Annotated in this window: 18 protein-coding genes; 7 read left to right on the forward strand and 11 right to left on the reverse strand. The window is 53.4% G+C overall.

Annotation, left to right across the window (positions count from 1 at the left end):
- Positions 1-891: an S-layer homology domain-containing protein gene (locus ACH6EH_RS13950; protein ID WP_397332759.1), complete on the forward strand. Its 891-nt coding sequence runs from the start codon at positions 1-3 to the stop codon at positions 889-891.
- Positions 892-990: 99 nt separating this feature from the next.
- Here the strand turns inward: ACH6EH_RS13950 and ACH6EH_RS13955 are convergent, their stop codons facing one another.
- The gene (locus ACH6EH_RS13955; protein WP_397332760.1) at positions 991-1,596 is read right to left on the reverse strand and encodes a TetR/AcrR family transcriptional regulator; all 606 of its coding nucleotides are present in this window, start codon (positions 1,594-1,596) and stop codon (positions 991-993) included.
- Between the two features lie 245 nt (positions 1,597-1,841).
- On the opposite strand from ACH6EH_RS13955, the gene ACH6EH_RS13960 reads away from it, so the two are divergent.
- Complete coding sequence (locus tag ACH6EH_RS13960; RefSeq protein WP_397332761.1) at positions 1,842-2,504, forward strand: futalosine hydrolase; 663 nt, start codon at positions 1,842-1,844, stop codon at positions 2,502-2,504.
- Between the two features lie 6 nt (positions 2,505-2,510).
- Positions 2,511-3,371 (forward strand): 1,4-dihydroxy-6-naphtoate synthase, encoded by an 861-nt coding sequence (locus ACH6EH_RS13965; RefSeq protein WP_397332794.1) that lies wholly within the window; start codon positions 2,511-2,513, stop codon positions 3,369-3,371.
- 74 nt (positions 3,372-3,445) lie between these two features.
- Here the strand turns inward: ACH6EH_RS13965 and ACH6EH_RS13970 are convergent, their stop codons facing one another.
- A complete protein-coding gene (locus ACH6EH_RS13970; protein WP_397332795.1) occupies positions 3,446-3,970 on the reverse strand; it encodes a mismatch-specific DNA-glycosylase in 525 nt (174 codons plus the stop codon).
- A 192-nt stretch (positions 3,971-4,162) separates the two neighbouring features.
- Positions 4,163-5,071 carry a DUF6612 family protein gene (locus ACH6EH_RS13975; RefSeq protein WP_397332762.1) on the reverse strand — a complete coding sequence of 303 codons (909 nt, stop codon included), beginning with the start codon at positions 5,069-5,071 and terminating at the stop codon, positions 4,163-4,165.
- Positions 5,072-5,210: 139 nt separating this feature from the next.
- Here ACH6EH_RS13975 and ACH6EH_RS13980 point away from each other — a divergent pair, with 139 nt between their 5' ends.
- Positions 5,211-5,762 (forward strand): SLOG family protein, encoded by a 552-nt coding sequence (locus tag ACH6EH_RS13980; RefSeq protein WP_208203394.1) that lies wholly within the window; start codon positions 5,211-5,213, stop codon positions 5,760-5,762.
- 32 nt (positions 5,763-5,794) lie between these two features.
- Here ACH6EH_RS13980 and ACH6EH_RS13985 read toward each other — a convergent pair whose 3' ends face one another.
- From ACH6EH_RS13985 to ACH6EH_RS14020, 8 genes are all read right to left on the reverse strand, one after another.
- On the reverse strand, positions 5,795-7,177 hold the full coding sequence (locus ACH6EH_RS13985; RefSeq protein ID WP_397332763.1) for an MFS transporter: 1,383 nt from the start codon (positions 7,175-7,177) through the stop codon (positions 5,795-5,797).
- Positions 7,178-7,193: 16 nt separating this feature from the next.
- Entirely contained in the window at positions 7,194-7,853 is a 660-nt protein-coding gene (locus ACH6EH_RS13990) for a cysteine hydrolase family protein (RefSeq protein WP_397332764.1), read from the reverse strand.
- Between the two features lie 56 nt (positions 7,854-7,909).
- Complete coding sequence (locus ACH6EH_RS13995) at positions 7,910-8,953, reverse strand: ABC transporter substrate-binding protein (RefSeq protein ID WP_138224909.1); 1,044 nt, start codon at positions 8,951-8,953, stop codon at positions 7,910-7,912.
- A gap of 73 nt (positions 8,954-9,026) precedes the next feature.
- Complete coding sequence (locus tag ACH6EH_RS14000; RefSeq protein ID WP_138224908.1) at positions 9,027-9,908, reverse strand: ABC transporter permease; 882 nt, start codon at positions 9,906-9,908, stop codon at positions 9,027-9,029.
- A gap of 53 nt (positions 9,909-9,961) precedes the next feature.
- Positions 9,962-10,744, reverse strand: a complete 783-nt coding sequence (locus ACH6EH_RS14005; protein ID WP_397332765.1) for an ABC transporter ATP-binding protein — start codon at positions 10,742-10,744, stop codon at positions 9,962-9,964.
- A gap of 129 nt (positions 10,745-10,873) precedes the next feature.
- Positions 10,874-11,251, reverse strand: coding sequence for a Na-translocating system protein MpsC family protein (locus ACH6EH_RS14010; RefSeq protein ID WP_397332766.1), 378 nt, complete (start codon positions 11,249-11,251; stop codon positions 10,874-10,876).
- Positions 11,252-11,457: 206 nt separating this feature from the next.
- Entirely contained in the window at positions 11,458-12,408 is a 951-nt protein-coding gene (locus tag ACH6EH_RS14015; protein ID WP_397332767.1) for an acetylxylan esterase, read from the reverse strand.
- Positions 12,409-12,661: 253 nt separating this feature from the next.
- Positions 12,662-14,269, reverse strand: coding sequence for a copper amine oxidase N-terminal domain-containing protein (locus tag ACH6EH_RS14020; RefSeq protein WP_397332768.1), 1,608 nt, complete (start codon positions 14,267-14,269; stop codon positions 12,662-12,664).
- Positions 14,270-14,473: 204 nt separating this feature from the next.
- Between ACH6EH_RS14020 and ACH6EH_RS14025 the strand changes: the two genes are divergently transcribed.
- The 3 genes from ACH6EH_RS14025 (at position 14,474) to ACH6EH_RS14035 (ending at position 17,496) form a co-directional block, all read left to right on the forward strand.
- Complete coding sequence (locus ACH6EH_RS14025) at positions 14,474-15,070, forward strand: RNA polymerase sigma factor (RefSeq protein ID WP_397332769.1); 597 nt, start codon at positions 14,474-14,476, stop codon at positions 15,068-15,070.
- Complete coding sequence (locus tag ACH6EH_RS14030) at positions 15,067-16,035, forward strand: anti-sigma factor domain-containing protein (RefSeq protein WP_397332770.1); 969 nt, start codon at positions 15,067-15,069, stop codon at positions 16,033-16,035. Before ACH6EH_RS14025 ends, ACH6EH_RS14030 begins: the two co-directional genes overlap by 4 nt.
- A 213-nt stretch (positions 16,036-16,248) precedes the next feature.
- Positions 16,249-17,496 (forward strand): ATP-binding protein, encoded by a 1,248-nt coding sequence (locus ACH6EH_RS14035; RefSeq protein ID WP_397332771.1) that lies wholly within the window; start codon positions 16,249-16,251, stop codon positions 17,494-17,496.
- Positions 17,497-17,509: the final 13 nt, after the last annotated feature.

A 17,509-nucleotide genomic window follows, 5' to 3' on the forward strand; every position in this document is an offset into this window, starting at 1 on the left:
ATGATGAAATTCAAAAAATCCATGATCAGCATAGCTGCCGCATCACTGCTTGTGACCGGAACGTCCGCTTTTGCTTTTTCCGATCTGCCTAAGGGTGAGGAGGCCGACCGGGTTGAACGCCTGCAGCAGCAGGGTGTGATTTCAGGAATGACATCGGACACATTTGCACCAAACGCGCAGCTGACATCTGGGCAGGCGGTACAGCTCGTCGTGAAGGCACTGAACTTGAAGGCGTCTGCCGCCGAAGTGCCAGCATGGGCGAAAGCGCTCCCGGAGCAAGCTTGGTACAGCTCTTCGGTCCGGATTGCAGCAGAGAACGGTCTAGCCGTGGATGCCAGCTTTAAAGCGGGAAAGGCGATGAGCCGTATTCAATTCGCAGAGCTGCTTCACAGCGGTATTGAAGCCTTAGGAGATTTCCCAACCGTCAAAATGTATATTAACGTTAAAGACGAAGGAAATATCGACCCCGAGCACCGCCTGGCGCTCCAGTTTCTGCTCCTGACCCAAATTGCCGAGCTTGATGAGAAAGGGTATTTCCATCCTGATGCCCCTGTTACCCGCCTGGAGGCAGCGGTTATGGTATCCAAGGCTGCAGAGTTTGTAGCCAATCAGACCGCAGTGAAAGAGGATCAGAGTGAAGCTGTCCTTGATTTGTCTGTCGAACAAGTAAATGACGACGTCAACAAGGTCACCATTACACGCAGCGAGCTGCCAGCCCCCGGCTATGGTGTTCGCATTGACCGGATTGAATTCACCGAGGATGGCAAAGCAAAGATCCACTATTCCCTGACCTTGCCGGATCCGGCCGCCATTTACCCTGCCGATATGAAGGAAGCTGCAAGCTTCACCTATATATCCAGTGATTACACCCCGGAGATGGTCAAGCCGTAACGGGTAGACGATCTTTATGTGTAAAAAGTATCAAAAGCCGCCTCTTCAGCGCTTGAAGAGGCGGCTTTACATTACCCATATGTATAAAATGTTAGAACATTATGCCATCAAGCCGAGTAAATAAAGCCGCACCACCTCCTGTGCCAGCTCCTCCGGCGGACGTTTGCCCGTGAGCAGCTGTTCCCGGGTGAGGCATTCGATCGTCCCCAGCAGACATTCCGCAGCAATCTCCATATCAGCATCATGCCGGAAATGGCCGTTCTGCTGCTTTGCAGCAAAATCGCTGTGGATGGCCGACATCAGCCTGCGCTTTAGTGCCGCCGACTGCGTTCCTGTAAAAAAACCAATCTGCGTCAAATCCTGATTTTTCCCCAGAAAACCGAATAGTCCTGCCAGCTCCCGGTACATCTGGCCCTCGGCAGCCTCGCGGCGATTTGCTTCCTCGCCCACGTTATCCGGGTCACCGGCCTCTTCCCTGCTATGCCTGCCCATTTCCTTGAATTGAATCTCAAACAGCTCCATCAGTTCCTTAAAAATTGCTTCCTTACTCTGAAAATAAAGATAAAAGGACGGCTGGGTTAACCCGGCCCGGGACACGATCGTGCTGATCTTCGTTTCATGATAGCCTGAACGTGCGAATTCTTGAGCTGCTGCTTCCAGCAGTCTGGCTCTGCTTTCCTGTCCGTTAGATCCCTTTTTGCGCAATGATATCGGTCCTTTCGTCTCTACTGAGTTGTCACCTCATTATACCTGATGCCTATTTCAACATCTATAAAATTGGTGTTTTTTTACATTCATAAAAGGGATCTGCTCCGATTCTCATTGCACCAAATGGACTGCCCTTTACAATTGCACCGGAACGTTATAACGTTATAGACATATTGCAGTAAGCTTTTTTATTAAAAACACAGCTTATCCCATAGAGCAGCAGTCAGAAGGAGTGAACGTCATTGTCCCATTATGAAGAGGCATCCATTTTAATTGTTACCGCCGTAGCTCCCGAGCAGGAAGCCATCCTGCGGGGCCTGAACGGCGATGACCGGTTTGAGGTCATCGCTGCCGGTGTCGGCCCGGCCGCGGCGGCCGCGGCTACCGCAAGAGTTCTAGCCTCAGGCGGCGGACGCCATCGCCTCGTGATTAGTGCCGGCATCGGCGGCGGATTCGACGGACAAGCGGGCCAAGCGGGACTCGTCGTCGCTGACCGCATGATCGCAGCCGATCTCGGCGCGGAGTCCCCCGGCGGCTTTCTCAGCGTCGATGAGCTGGGCTTTGGCTCGTCTACGATTGCCGCCCCCGAGCCCATCACACGCGCACTGACCGAGGCGCTGAACCGCGCCGGTCTCCAGGCAGTCTGTGGTCCTATTCTGACGGTTTCGACGGCGACAGGCACTGCAGAGACCGCTGCAGCGCGGTCAGCCCGCATCCCGCTCGCGGCGGCTGAAGCCATGGAAGGCTTCGGCGCAGCGCAGGCGGCAGCGGACGTCAAGCTGCCTGTGCTTGAGCTTCGTGCAATATCTAACCGTGTCGGCCTCCGAGACAGAGAAGCCTGGGACATTCCAGGTGCCCTGAAACATCTGGAGGCGGCCAGCTCCATACTTACGGAGGTGGTATGAGAAATGCTGAAGATTGCTTACTCCCCCTGTCCTAACGACACCTTTGTGTTTCATGCCTGGGCGCATGGACTGATTCCCGGCGCACCGGAGCTCGACATATCCTATGCCGATATTGATGTGACCAATTACTGGGCTGCGGGAGAAGATCCCCGGTCCCATGATATTCTCAAAATATCGTATGCCGCTCTGCCCTGGGTGCTGGAGAAATATGCCTTGCTTCCATGCGGAGGCGCCTTGGGACGCGGCTGTGGTCCGCTCGTGCTAACCTCAGGACGGGAAAGCGCCGCGGCAGAGCCGTCCCAGCTGAGCGGCCGCCGCGTGGCCGTACCGAGCGAACGCTCCACCGCTTATCTGCTGTTCCGCCTGTGGGCAGCCCAGCAGATTCCCGGCGGTCTGGGCGAGATCGTCGTGATGCCTTTTCACGAGATCATGCCTGCCGTTCGCGACGGCCATGTCGACGCCGGACTCGTCATCCATGAAGCCCGCTTCACCTATCCGTCCTATGGCCTGCAGCTGATGACCGATCTCGGAAGCTGGTGGGAGCAGGATACCGGTCTTCCTATCCCGCTGGGCGCCATCATTGCCCGCCGGTCGCTGGATTTGACCCGGATTACGTCCTGGATTCACGCTTCGGTGGAGCAGGCATGGAACGACCCGTTGGCTTCCCAGGAATATGTCATGCAGCATGCTCAGGAGATGGACCCGGACGTTGCCAAGTCGCATATCCAGCTTTATGTCAATGCATATACCAAGGACCTCGGTCAAGACGGCCATGCCGCCGTAGCTGCCCTGCTCCAGCGCGCTGCCGCAGAAGGACTCGTACCGCCTGTTGCACCGGAGCTGCTGCAATTCCCCGATGGGAACTAACCCACGGCTCCGCGCAGCGAACACAGACAGCAGGCCACCTGGAAGCTCTTCTTCCGGGTGGCCTGCTGTTTGTATTACTCTGATTCTTGTGAATCCTGCGCCAGATTGCTGCCCAGCTGCTTATAAATTTCTACAATGCTCTCCATACTCATCCGTACCAGCCCACTGGAAGACGGAGCGACAAATTCTCTGACCTCCGGAATGACCGGCTCCGCCTGAAAGCCCCATTCCGCCCGGGATTTTCGGCTAAACTCCGTGTATACGCCCTTCCCGACAAAGCAAGCGATGCTCGGCTTATACTGCATGAGCTTGTCGTACAGCAGCTTTCGCCCGGCGGCATATTCCTCCCGTGTAATATCGTCGATTCCACGGGTAGGCCGCGCGACAATATTCGTAAAGCCATACCCCAGCTTCAAGAGCTCCCGATCCTCGGAAAAATGGTACAGCCTTGGAGTCATGCCCGATTGCTGCAAAATACGCCAAAAGTGATTACGCGGGTTACCATAATGATGTCCACTTTCACCAGAGCGCAGGCTAGGGTTAAAGCCAATAAAAATGACCGAGAGCCCGTAATCCAGATGGTCACTGACTTCATTCATCATCGGTTCCTCCTTCTACTGAGCATTCCCTGCCAGAGTCTTTACGACGCGAACACAGTGTATTAAGCAGGAGCCATAAAAAGCGGCAGTGCAGAGTTCCCTCCGGCACTGCCGCTTTCTTCATTATAATATATTCACACTGACCTGCGGGGCCCTGCACTGCTCACTCTCGCCAGACTCGCGCCTTAAGGCTTAGGCGGCGTTGTCCATCGTTTTCGCGCTGTCCAGAACCTCCTGCGGCACCTCAATCTTCTCGATTTCATTGTGCTTGCTGTAGTCACTGGTCATTTTCATTTCCAGTGTAATCTTCTGGTCGCCTTCCGCCATTTCCATGACCATATCTACCGTTGATTCCATCGGCAGGTACGTCTCTTTATGGATGCCATACACGATCTTCATGCTCTTGATGTCCATCTGCTCCAGCATCGCCTGCGTCTGCGCATCGTTACCACCAGTCTGGTTCATGTAAGTCTGAGCCAGCTCCTTCAGGCTGTCGCCAGAAACATCGGCTGTCAGCACATAGTGATCGCCATCTTCACTGACTTCCGTGTCCTCGGCAATCGTCTTGAACTGCTCCAGCTGCTGCTCTGGACTCTGTGAGGTCATGGCCATGCTGTCGATAATTTGCTTGGCTTCAGCATCCGGCATTTTGTACCATTCGCCCTCCACTCCGGAGTACACACTATCCTCCAAAATGTACTGCTTCAGCTCCTGGCTGCCCTGCTCTCCCATATCCATCGTCATTTCCTGATACATTTGCATCGGGTCCATCGTTGTATCTACCATCATCTGAATGCTAACGTTCTGCTGCTCTTCACCCAGGCTGATGTTTTGCTCAATATCAGAAGTCATCGAGAAGCTTTTCAAATTCTCGCCGGCTTCGGCGCTTTTTTGAATCAGCTCATCTACGGTCGGTGTCTCTGTCATTTCCTCTGCTGGTGCTTCGGCAGGCTCGGTCACGGTTTCTCCGTTCTCTGCGGGCTGCTCGGTGTTCGCTGGCGGCGTTGCCGTACCTGCTTCCTCAGCCTCATTGTCACTACTGCATGCAGCCAGTCCAAATGCCAATATCACGCTTAATAATCCTGTTGTCCATTTTTTCAAAATGATTTCCTCCTGCCTGTCGACTCCATAATTTTTCGCCACCAATCCTATTACCCAATCCTCCCTGTTCTGTAACACATCGGCAGCCATCCGGTCTGCTATGCTATAGTAGAGGCATCAACCCGAAGGAGTGTCACCCTTGAAAAATCTTCTGATCACCGGCTACCGGGCTCACGAGCTCGGCGTATACAGCAACAAGCATAAGGGCATCCCCTATATTATCAAGGCGATCGAATCGCGCTTGATCCCTTTTCTGGAAGACGGACTGGAGTGGGTGCTCACTCCCGGCCAATACGGCGTCGATCTCTGGGCCATCGAGGCGGCAATCCGTCTGAAGTCCAGGTATCCCCAGTTAAAGTGCTCCATTGTAACAGCCTACAGCCATCCGGAGGAGCAGTGGAATGAGGAGAAAAAGACCTATTTTCAGGGACTGATCAGGCAAGTCGATTTCTATACCTCAGTCAGCAAAAAAGGGTATGAGGGCAGCTGGCAATTCAAAGCAAGAGACGAGCTCCTGCTGCGGAAAAGCGACGGAATCCTCTTAGTATATGACGAGGAAAACGGCGAAGCAAGCCCGCGGTTCATCAAGGAGCAGGCTATGAGGCAGCATCTGGAATCAGGCTACGGCTACGTAAATATTGGACACGAGGAAATTCAGGCGGCGGTGGAGGATGACCAGCCCTGGGAGTGACGAAATCCACTCCTTAACCCGGCACTGCTGTGCTAGCCCTCGATCTCCCTAAACTCCTTGGACCGCGAAGACCGAAACGACAGCGCGAAGACCGCAAAGGTCAGGAGCAGCAGCACCGCACAGAGCAGGAACAGGCTGCGAAAGCCAAGAGCCTGATCTCTGAAGCCGAGCGCCGCTCCCCCGGCTGCGGTGCCTAGCATCATGCCGAGGTTGCGGGAGAGCGCGATGAGGCTGCTGACAAGCCCCAGCTCGGACTTCCTTGCGCGGCCCAGGATGAGAGAATTATTAGGGGAAGTAATCATGCCCATGGACCCGCCCAGCAGCACAATCAAGGCAAGCACGGCAAGCACTGGATAAGAAGCGGACAAGAAGCTCATCGCTCCTGCCGCTCCGGCCATCAGCAGCAGACCGGCCGACATCAAGGGATACGTCCCCAGCTTGTCTGACAAGCTTCCGAATAACGGAGAAAAAATAACCAGTGACAGCGGATATCCCATCATAATCATCCCCGCGGCAGCCGGTCCCAGCTCCAGTTCACTCCGAAAAAACACCGGAAGAAGAAGCTGCGCGGAGAAGGCCGCCAAATACGTGACCAGCGTCACACCGATACCGGCGGCAATGCCCGGCTCCCGAAACAGCCGCAGCTGGATAAATGGCTCCCGGTTGCCAGGCCGCGGGGTTAAGCACCTTGCCGTAAACAGCAGGAAGCCGGCAAGAGACGCGATGATGGGAGCGAGAACCTGCCAGGATACCCAGCCGTAGCTTCCTCCCAGGCTCAGTGATGTGACCAAAACCGTCAGCGAGACGGCGAACAGGGCGGCTCCGGCAAGATCTGGTTTCCCAGCGCCGGAGGGAGCATCTTTGGGAATCAGCCGGTTTGCGAGCAGCCAGGCTGTCAGCGCCAGCGCCGTTAGCAGCCAGAAGCCGGTCCGCCAGCTGAACCATTCCAGCACTAGGCCGCCAAGGCCAGGTCCCGCCAGTGAGCCCGCTGCGACAAATGTACTGATCAATCCCAGTGCCCTGCCGCGCTGATCCTTAGGAAACACACTGATTATAAGCGCCATATTCGTCGCCTGATACATAGCGGCCCCGGCTCCTTGAACAACCCGCGAAGCAATAAGCAGCGGCAAGGAAGGCGACAGTGCACAGCCCAGCGCTCCGGCAAGGAAAATGAAGTAGCCCGCATTGTGCACCTTTGTTCTTCCGATCCGGTCGCCCAGCTTTCCCATCAGGGGCAACAGCACAGAAATAACAAGCAGGTAGACGGTGACAACCCATTGTGCAGAAGGCAGGCTTACCTGAAGGGAGTCCGCAATATCTACCAGTGCAATGTTGAACATCCCTGCAGACAAATTAGATAGCAGCGCTCCCAAACAGATCGTATATTGGGTCAGACGAAGGGAATCGCTTGACATGCCTTTCACACGGCCATCAGCTCACTGCCGGCTGCGCCGGCCTTAGCACTTCATCACTGTGGTGGCCAGACTGCTCCCAGCAACGAATCAGCTCAGGAGTAGTAGCCGCCTTCCCGAAGTAGCCTTCAATATTTTCCACCGTCATGTCATGGGCCTTCTGGGAATACGAAGCGCATGCATCGTGGACGAGCACGATGTTGTAATCCCGCATGAAGCCGTCCCTGGCCGTCGATTCAACACACACATTCGTGCTTACTCCTGTCATGACAAGGGTCTCGACCTTCAACGTGTGCAGCACGGAGTCAAGCCGCGTATTTACAAATGCGCTGTATCGGTGCTTGTTGACGATCACATCCTCTTTTTCCGGACAGACCTCGTAAAACTGAGCGCCCCAGCTGCCCGTACGGCATACTGCTGACGAACGGCCCGAGGAACGGGTTACCCAGGCTTCGGAATCGGTAGCCTTCTCATGAAAGGTCTGAATGAATATAATCGGAACCGCGTTTGCTCTCGCCTGCGTTAACAGCTCCTGCAAATTCGGCATCATGCTCTTGACTCCACTGAGATCACAGCCGGAAAGGGGCAGAGCCCCATCCGGATGACAGTAATCATTCTGAACATCCACCACAATGACCGCCGTGCGTGTTTCCTTGACCAGCTCTTCCAATGTTCTCATCTTTAATCTCTCCTTTAGTCATTACTCGGGTTAAGAATCCTAGCTTTTTCGCTTCATCACGGCTGCGCGTTTCTCACAAACTGCATATCAACCAGCTCGTCATACGCATAATCGCCTGTAAAGATACCGGTTTGAATCATAACCTCCATATCGTTCTTCAACGCTTCTTCGGAAATCATGCCGTCCAGACTCCATAGATGATCTTCATACGCACGGTCCATGGACGCCTGCAGCGCCTCCTCGGAAAGCGTCGGGAATTCCGCCTTAAGGATGCTCGCCGCCAGCTCTTTATCATTCTGCACGGCCTGCAGCGCCTCGATGATCGCATCGGTAAATTTCTGCACCGTTTCCGGATCCTTCTCGATCGTAGACTTCTTTACACTGAGCACCGAGTAAGCAAAATCGCCAAGATCATGGAACTTGTAAAACGGCTCGTCCCAGACCTGCTTTGACATCCCGTCGCTAATCTGCGGCTCGGCGCCATTGGCAATATCAGCCGCTCCCTGCTGCACCATCGTGACCACGGTCGAGCCGTCCGCCGGCTCCAACAGCTGTACATCCTTGGCCGGGTCAAGACCCAGTTGGACCAGCAGGTAGCGGGTCAACAGGTTCGGTGTACCTCCATGACGGCCAGCGTTAATCTTCTTTCCTTCAAGAAAAGCCTTCAGGTCCTCCGGGGAATTGCTTGCTGGTCCGGTACCACTCTTCGCCATCAGGTACACGTTAGCCCGGTTCACGACATTGACGACAGAAACGATGGGGTCAGAGTTGTTCTTGTTCGCCAGCGCATTGGACTCGGCACCGCCGATCACGCCCCACGCATCTCCGCTGACGACAGCGGTAACATGCGCGCCGCCGGACGCCTGAATGACTTCAACGTCCAGACCTCTCTTCTCAAAATACCCTTCCCGCTGAGCTACATACAGCGGCAAATACCCCGTCAAATGAAGCGGCTCGGCAATGACGATCTTCTTCAGTTCTTCCGTACCGCCAGCGGCCGATACCGTTTCTTCCTCCGTCTTCCCGCCGCAGGCTCCGAGCAGTGAAGTGAGCAATAATCCGGCTAAAAGCAAAGGCAGTCTTTTCATCGTTCTGTGCATGTTCATTCCCCTTTTCATCTATAGTGGTCTTTCATGTAACCCTTTTGTCATGGAAGCGAGAAGACTCTATGGCTCAGACCTTGGCAAGGCCCTTGGACAGCCATTTCTCCAGCAGAACCACGCCCCAGTACATTAGCATCGAGAGGAACGACAGTACGACAACGCCAACCCAAACGAGGTTAATATCGAGAATGGTCCCCGCATACATAATCATGCGTCCGATTCCCTGGCTCGAAGCGATGAATTCACCTACTATAGCTCCGGCAAGTGCGAGAGCGATGTTGATGCGAAGGCTGCTGATGATCCAGGGCATCGACCACGGCACCACGACCTTGGCGAACACCTGACGCCGTTTTGCGCCGAGCGAGTACATCAGCTTTTCCATATCCGGATCGACACTTTTCACGCCGCTGTAGGCCGACAGTGCCGCGACAACTACGGTCATAGAGAATGCCAGTGCCACTTTGGAGAAAAACCCGATGCCGAGCAGGATGACCAGGACAGGCGCAAGCGCCAGCTTCGGCATGGCATTGAGAATAATTAAGTACGGCTCACTGACGCCTGCGTACGATTTCGACCACCAAAACGAGAGTCCCAGCAATGCTCCCAAGGCCGTCCCAAACATAAAACCTAGAATGGTAGAGCCCGAGGTGTAAATGACATCGCGCATCAGCGTTCCTTCCGTCAGCTGAATCCAGGTGGTCTCGGCAATGGCGCTGGGGCTGCTCCAATAGTAGGCATCCAGCAGGCCAAGGCGCGTAAATACCTCCCATATCACAAAAATCATGGCAGCCACGGCGGCTCTGCCCCATACGATCCGCCGGCTTCTTTTTCGTTCTATAGCCTCTTCATCCAAAATATAAGGCACCACCTCCGGCCTCTTGGCTCCACTGACAGACAGCTCCGGGGAGGGGATGGCATGTACAACAAAGGCTTCTTTACGTGCAGTTTCCATTCAGATCACTCCTTCACTAGATTCATAAAATGTGAAATACAGTATTTGAGAGACTAGGACGATATGGGCTCTTCATGCCCTGCGGATAACAAATCCATCAGATGCTGCTTAAGCTCCATAAAGGCCGGAGAGGTCATATCCTCGGTCTTGCGCGGACGCTCCATGGTCACTGTAATCTTGGACTTGATCCGCCCGGGTCTGGAGGAAAACACATAAATGTCATCCGATAAATAGATAGCCTCGTCTATGTCATGGGTAACGAACAGCACCGTCTTGCCGAAATCCTCCCAAATCTGCAGCAGCCAGTTCTGCATCGTCAGCCGGGTCTGGGCATCCAGCGCCCCAAAGGGCTCGTCCAGCAAAATAATATCGCGGTCATACAGCAGCGTTCTCAGTAAAGCTGCTCTTTGCTTCATCCCTCCTGAAAGCTCCTTGGGATAATGCTTGTCAAAGCCCTTCAGTCCGTACTTCTCCATCAACGGCAAGGCGCGCTGAACCGCCTCCTGATGAGGAACGCCCCTTACCTCCATGCCGAGAATAATGTTATCCAGGATAGTCCGCCATGGGAGGAGCATATCCTTCTGCAGCATGTACCCGACATAACCGGTCTTGCCTACGATATTTTCTCCGTCCGCCAGCACCCGTCCCGTGGAGGGCGGCATCAGGCCTGCAATAATATTGAACAAGGTCGATTTCCCGCAGCCGCTGGGGCCGATGATGCTGACAAACCTGCCGGCTTCAATCGAAAGATTCGTCTCCCGCATCGCAGCAATTTCCTCTCCGTTGCGGCGAAACCATTTGCTGACACCATCAATCTCAATTTTGTGCTGACTCATTTTGTTTCCTCCTTTTTCTGAAATTACAGGGGTTATTTTCAAAGCGGGTATAAAAAAATCGCCAGTCCAGGCCCGAACGTGCAGCATTCCTGCACAGTTCGATACTAAACTGACGATCGGCCTGCTCTCTTAACAGAGTTCCGGCTTGTCGTTCAGATAACATTCCACGTCCTTCTCCAGGAAAACGATGGTACCGGAATATTCGGTCTCAGCATCATAATCCTTCAAAATCGTGATAATATTCAATTTCAGCTGTTGTTCAAACTCCTTCTTGATCTCCTGCTTCAGCACCTGAAACAGCAGATGGTCCAGCTGGCGTGTAGACTGGGGATCATGCTCATCCAGCAGCTTTAAGACGGGGACCCGGGTGTTTCTGGAGACGATGATGATCTTGCTGCCGACAAAATCGACCTTCTGCTGCCTGACGCCCGCATTAAAAATTCTCTTGTTAATGGCGTTGTAAATTCTCAAAATGTCCTGCTTGAGATCGCCGGCCGTAATCATCATGTCAAGCACCCCAATGTGAGTTATAGTAACACCTAATCAAAATTTCTAGGTTGATTCGATGTTTCCTCTGACTCCTTGTGTTTAATTATAGGGGTGAAAAGCCCAAAGTCAATAGAGTATGTTAAATAAACTAACAAAATAGTTTTATGTGTTATATAAACTTACATTATGACCTGGAATTTCAGGATAGTGCTTCATCCTTACCTTCAGCCCAGATGCTTCTGCAGAAACACCACCGCTTCCCGCTTCTGATGCTCGCTGACCTCATGGCCGGAGAATGGATAGTCGCGGATTTCCTTGGGCGACTGAACCCGGTTGTAGGCGGCATAGATGGTCTCCGGCATACAAACTGTATCCTTCCAGCCTACTGACACCATCACAGGCACCTTGAGCCGGGGAGCGAGATTGAGCATATCAAAATGCGCCAGACTCGACAGAACAGCCTCCAGCCGGTCGGGATAGCGCTTGATGTATTGTGCCACCTCCGTCAAGGAGCTGGTAGAATGCAGCACCCCGTAATCCATACGGCACAGATTGGGAATATCCGCCGCAACGGCTGCGACAAGCGGGCTGAGTGCTCCGCTGATGAATGCGAGTCCCCCGCCCTGACTTCCTCCGGCTGTGGCAATACGCTTGGCGTCGACGCCCGGCAGCCCGGCCGCTACCTTGACGGCTCTCATCGCATCTATAGTAACCGCCATATAATAGGAGCGCTCTGCCTCCATAATGCCTTGTGTAATCCAGCCGCGAGCGATTCCGCTGTCCAGCGGCAGCAGGCTGCCGGTCTCTCCCGACTGCCCCCGGACGTCTACAGCCAGCACATGCCAGCCGAGCAGCAGATAGTGAGCATAGCGCTCCGGAAAGCCGCGGTCCATCGTGTAGCCGGGAAAGGTCACCACACACGGTGCATTCGTCTCGGCTTGTACCGGTGCAATATGCCATGCATGTACAGGCGTCTCATCAAAGCCTTTGTAGGTGACTTTGTTCACCTTCATTCCCGGGTAAGGTGTATCCTCCCCGGCTATTGTAACCTCCATCGGGCGTTCCTCATGCCGGGCCAGCTGCTCATCCCAGAACCGGTTAAGCCGGCTTTCGTCCATGGTCGGGATGGGACTGCAGTTTTCCAATTCGATTTTTCGAAGGCTGATCGTATTCATGATGATTTCATAAGCTCCTTTATACTGTCGATTGGATGTGGAACAAGAAGCCGCAGCCTTCAAAGCCGCTGAGCCTCGCACATCCCCTAGCATGCTTACTTCTGCATTGGCGAATGAATCCCTTTTATCCTCTCACTTTTCTTTACGCAAAAAAGCGCCCCTGCATCCAGGGAACAGCCGGATTGTGTTACATCCAGTCTGTCACCTTGAGCAGGGGCGCCTTATCTAAACTTACTTTAATGAAGAATGAGGATTAATGATTCATGTGGCCCATATGAGCCATTTCCTTCGTGAGCATCAGGTCTTGAGCGGTTCCATGCAGCTTCCACCCAAGCAGCTCAGCGATAAAGCGAACCGGTACATGGGTACGGCCATTCTCGATAAACACCTTCGCGCCTACCTTTTGAGATTTGCCGTTCAGCTCCATAACATCCTGACCGATCCAGAATGCCAGCTTATCCTCACCGGCCATGATCCAGGTTGTCTTGGTGGCATTGTCAAACTTGATCTCCGCTCCCAGGCTTTCAGCAAGGTAGCGAACCGGGATATAGGTTCTGTTGTACTTGATCATTGGAGCCACGTCCATCTTGACCGCTTTTCCGTCTACCATCAGCATTTTGCTGCCAAGACCCAGCGTGATCTTGGATACCATAGGTGTTGCCGGCTTCTCAGGAGTCATGCCTTGCATGAACTTGTCCGGGAATTGCTTCACAATGGCGCCGCTGATCCCTTCACCCGTCATGAACATATGTGTGTAGGCTTCACGGTTCATCATGTATGCTTCTGAATAGTCTTTAGCTACATAGCTGTCGAATGCGTCCACCAGGTGGTTGATATGCATTTTGAGACCTTCCGCTGTCTGCTGCTCATTCATGAACGGATTGGCATCTGCAAAAAATTTAGCTTGCTCCATCCGGTACTTCTCCAGATCATTTACTGCTTTTTGCTTGGCTGCCGCATCGTTAGCGCCTGTAGCCTTCACATAGTCGACGAAGTAGCCGATATGAGAGTTCCAGATCGTCTTGAACGCTGCTCCAGCTTCATTGCCATAGACAGAAGCAATGGCTTTCGTCAGATCCTCGGTGTTCATGTTCAGCCATGCTGCTGCGTTATTGAAATCAGGTGCACCGTCGATGCCCTTTTGCAATGTAACAGCTGCTGCAAAGGCATGCTCGCCAAGCAGCTGCTCCAGAGCGGAGCGCAGATCCGATGCCGGACTCATGGCATCCCCCGGGAATTGCTTCGGAAATTGCTTGATGATCGCTCCGGCAATGCCGTCACCTGTCATAAACATATGCATGTAAGCTTCACGCTGATAGCTGTAAGCCTCGTCATATTTGCCTGCGGTGTAGCTGTTGAAAGCATCCAGCAGGTGATTAATGTGCATTTTGAGGCCTTCTGCCGTCTGCTGCTCATTCATGTACGGATTCGCATCGGCAAAAAACTTGGCTTGCTCCATGCGGTACTTCTCCAGATTCTGGACAGCCTTCTGCATGCCGGCACTGTCCTTCGCTGCTGAAGCCTGTACATAGTCAACAAAGTAACCAATGTGCGAGTTCCAGACCTTCTTGAATGCTACGCCCGCTTCAGCACCGTATACAGAGCTGATTGCCTGGGTCAAATCCTCCGTGTTGCCATTCAGCGCTTCTGCCGCTGCGTTAAAGTCTGCCTTCCCGTCGTATCCCTTCTGCATGGCCGTCAGCGCCAGCACCGCATGCTCTCCCAAGAGACGTCCCAGTGCAGAGCGAAGATCCTCGGCGGCTCCCTTCACAGTAGGTGCTGCTGCAGCACCAGCTGCTGCGGGTACAACCAGCATGAATGCCAGCATCAAGGTCAGCATTCGGGTTAAAGTAGATTTCATCAAATTTTGCACACTCCTTTTAAGAAATGGTATGTTATGAGCAACCCTTCACGTCTTGTGAATGGCTTCTTGTCCCATGTAACGAGAGGACTTGAGATTTGGATCACTTTTTTTCGAAAAAAAAATAAAATAAAATGTAATCCTTTGGAACATTCCCTGCGAAAGCTATAATATAGGGAGGTTTTGAGGGAAAGGAGCCTCCGGATGAATGACAATCACGATGACCGCCTGCTCATGCAGCGGATCATGGAGAAGGACAGTGCTGCTCTGGAGCAGCTGTACAGCCAGTATGAGAGAGTCATTTACGCTTTTGCCTACCGCATTGTGCAGGATGAGATGGCGGCGGAAGAAGTGATGCAGGAGCTGTTTCTGCGAATCTGGAATCATGCAGAACGGTACCAGAGCGAGCAGGGAAAGCTGACGACCTGGATGTTTGCCATTACGCGCAATATCGCGATTGATACGCTGCGCCGCAAATCAGCGCGCAGCGCCGCCTCCCCGGTGACCGATGAGGTGATACATCTCATTCCGGATGAGAGCAGCAGCACAGAACAGGTTGTCGAGAGCCGGTGGCTGGGTCTAAAGGTGTCAGAAGCCCTGGCAGAATTAAGCGAAGAGCAGAAGATCGTCGTAGACTCCATCTATTATCAGGGCATGACACAGCAAGAGGTTTCTGTTCAATATCAAATACCGCTTGGCACCGTCAAGAGCCGGGTCCGCCTGGCCATGAAACAGCTTCAAAAGCGATTGGGAGCGCTGAATCTGTGGGCGGAGACGGAAAGAAGGGAAGAGACTGTATGATGGACAAGCATACAACGATGGTAGAGCTCGTTGAACTGTATGTACTTGGGGGATTGTCCGCATCCGAGCAGAAGGAATTCGAGGCGCATTTGTCTGAATGCCCTGAATGCGTGAAGCAGGTGGAGGAAATGAAGAAGGTCCTGGATTACCTGCCGCTGGCGGCAACGCCTGTTCAGCCTCCGGCCGGCATGAAGGAGCGCATCCTGGGACATGTGCTGCAGGGTGAAGCCGGCACAGCATATGCATCAGCCGTACCGAATGCGGCTGGACAAGAATCTGTCCCTGCTGCCGGGAACGGGCTGAATCAGCCTGCGGAGTCTCAGGCCACGAAGAGGTCTTCTGCGGCTGAACGGGCTTCAGCCACAGAAAGCGGCACGGCTTCGGCACCGCCAAGAGCTATTTTCATGCGAAGCAGCCGCGGCTGGCGGGCTGCCAGCGCCGGACTTGCCGCTGCCGTTATTGCATTAGGGGTGTACAGTGCCCAGCTTCGGGGTGAAGTGGGGCAGCTGGAGCTGCAGTCTGCCGAGGCCGAAGCTGCGAAGCAGGAGCTGTTGGCTGCACAGAATGAGGCAGACCGGCTGCAGGCCATGCTGAATGATGCACTCAAGCCCTCACAGGGCTTAAAGCTGGGTGAAGCGGTGAAGCTGGACCCGGTCTCTGAGGACATTATTGCCCAGGGCCTGGCTACGATCGTCATTGACAGTCAGGGCACCCATCTGGTCGTGCAGGCTGAGAATCTGCCGGAGCTGCAATCCAATGAAGCCTTCCAGGTATGGCTCATTAAAGGCGAAGACAAGCGCAACGCCGGCACCTTCCTCGCCAGAGACGGCATTGGCGCGCTGCATTACACCTTTGAGCCGGAGGATTATGACACCGTCGCAATTACGGTGGAGCCGGACGCTTATGGGGAACAGCCGCGAGGCCGGCTCATCCTGGCGGCGCCCATCGCCGGGGCTGATATTTAGATAACAGCTGTAAACATAAGGCCACTTCATGCATGATGCAAAAGGACCGCTTTTGAAGATCATTGATCCTCAGAAGCGGTCCTTTTTGTTATGGAAAGTCTCTTTTCATGATTTTTTTATATAAAACTCAAGGATATTCCTCCCCCACTGTCGAATATTTCTAGTGAATTTCGTAAGCAGCCACACAATCTTGGTTTAAGAGGGTGATGTCTTTTGTCGGAATTTAAGGGTGTCCTGCTGCAGCTGTTTTTTGCTTTAATGCCTTTTGTTATGTACAACGTCTACTATCGGAATCTGGAAATCAACTACTCCCGTGCCTTCATCGCAATCACCTGCTGTATTTCTCTGTTCCTCGCGATGACCTTCCCATCCAGTGCCGTACAAGGCATTATGTTCGATATCCGATATGTCATTATGTTTTTTGGCCTGGTCTTTGGCGGCATAACAACCGGGCTTATTCTCCTGGCTGAATTTGTGGCTTACCGCCTGTATCTTGGAGGGATCGGCGCCTTCAACGCCATGATTATTATGTGTGTGACCTTTCCCATCTCCGTTCTGCTGAGCACTGCCTATCATCGAGCAAGGCGGAAGCAGCTGGTCACGCTGCTGGCGGCTGTCCTCTTCTCGTTTCTTCCACTTATCTATCTTTACTTTAGTCACACCGACTATTTGCTGACGCACCTGTCCTTTAATATGATCGTCATGCCCGTCCAGAACTTTATTGGCATTTGGCTGCTCGTGACGCTGTTTAACAAATCGGTCAGCGATAAAGAGCTGCAGCTGCGTTATTTGCAAAATGAAAAAGTAGAAGCGGCCAACCACGTGGCCGCCTCACTCGCCCATGAGGTCCGCAATCCGCTGACGACCGTGCTGGGCTTTCTGAAATTAATTCGCTCCAATGCCTTCTCTCCGGACAAAACAGAACGCTTTATCGATATTAGCATTGAAGAAATTCACCGGACAGAGCAGATCTTGTCAGATTACTTATCCATGAGCAAGCCGCTCAGCTCACACCGGCAAGAGCTTGACCTCATCACTCATTTAAGATCCGTTGTCGAGGTCATGACCCCGTACGCCACCATGCACAAGGTGAGCATTCAGACCGACTGTCCTGCAGAAGCCGTGATGGTCTACGGCAACTCTACCGAGATGAAGCAGCTGCTCATGAATTTCATCAAAAATGCGATTGAGGCCTGCATGGACGTCCCGCACGCCCAGGTCCTTATCTCCTTCAAGTCTCTGGGAGACCGGGTCCAGTTCGAGATTCGCGACAACGGAGTCGGCATGGACGGAGATCAGCTCAGCCGTCTTGGCTCCATCTACTATTCTACCAAAAGAACCGGAACCGGCCTTGGGCTGACCTTCTCTTATCAGGCCATCCGTTCCATGCAGGGCACGGTATCCGTGAACAGCGAGCCGCAGAACGGCACGGTGTTTACGATCTCGCTGCCTGTGGCTTGAGAGTGCAGGCAGG

This window comes from Paenibacillus sp. JSM ZJ436, assembly GCF_044383795.1.
GTDB lineage: Bacteria > Bacillota > Bacilli > Paenibacillales > Paenibacillaceae > Paenibacillus_AQ > Paenibacillus_AQ algicola.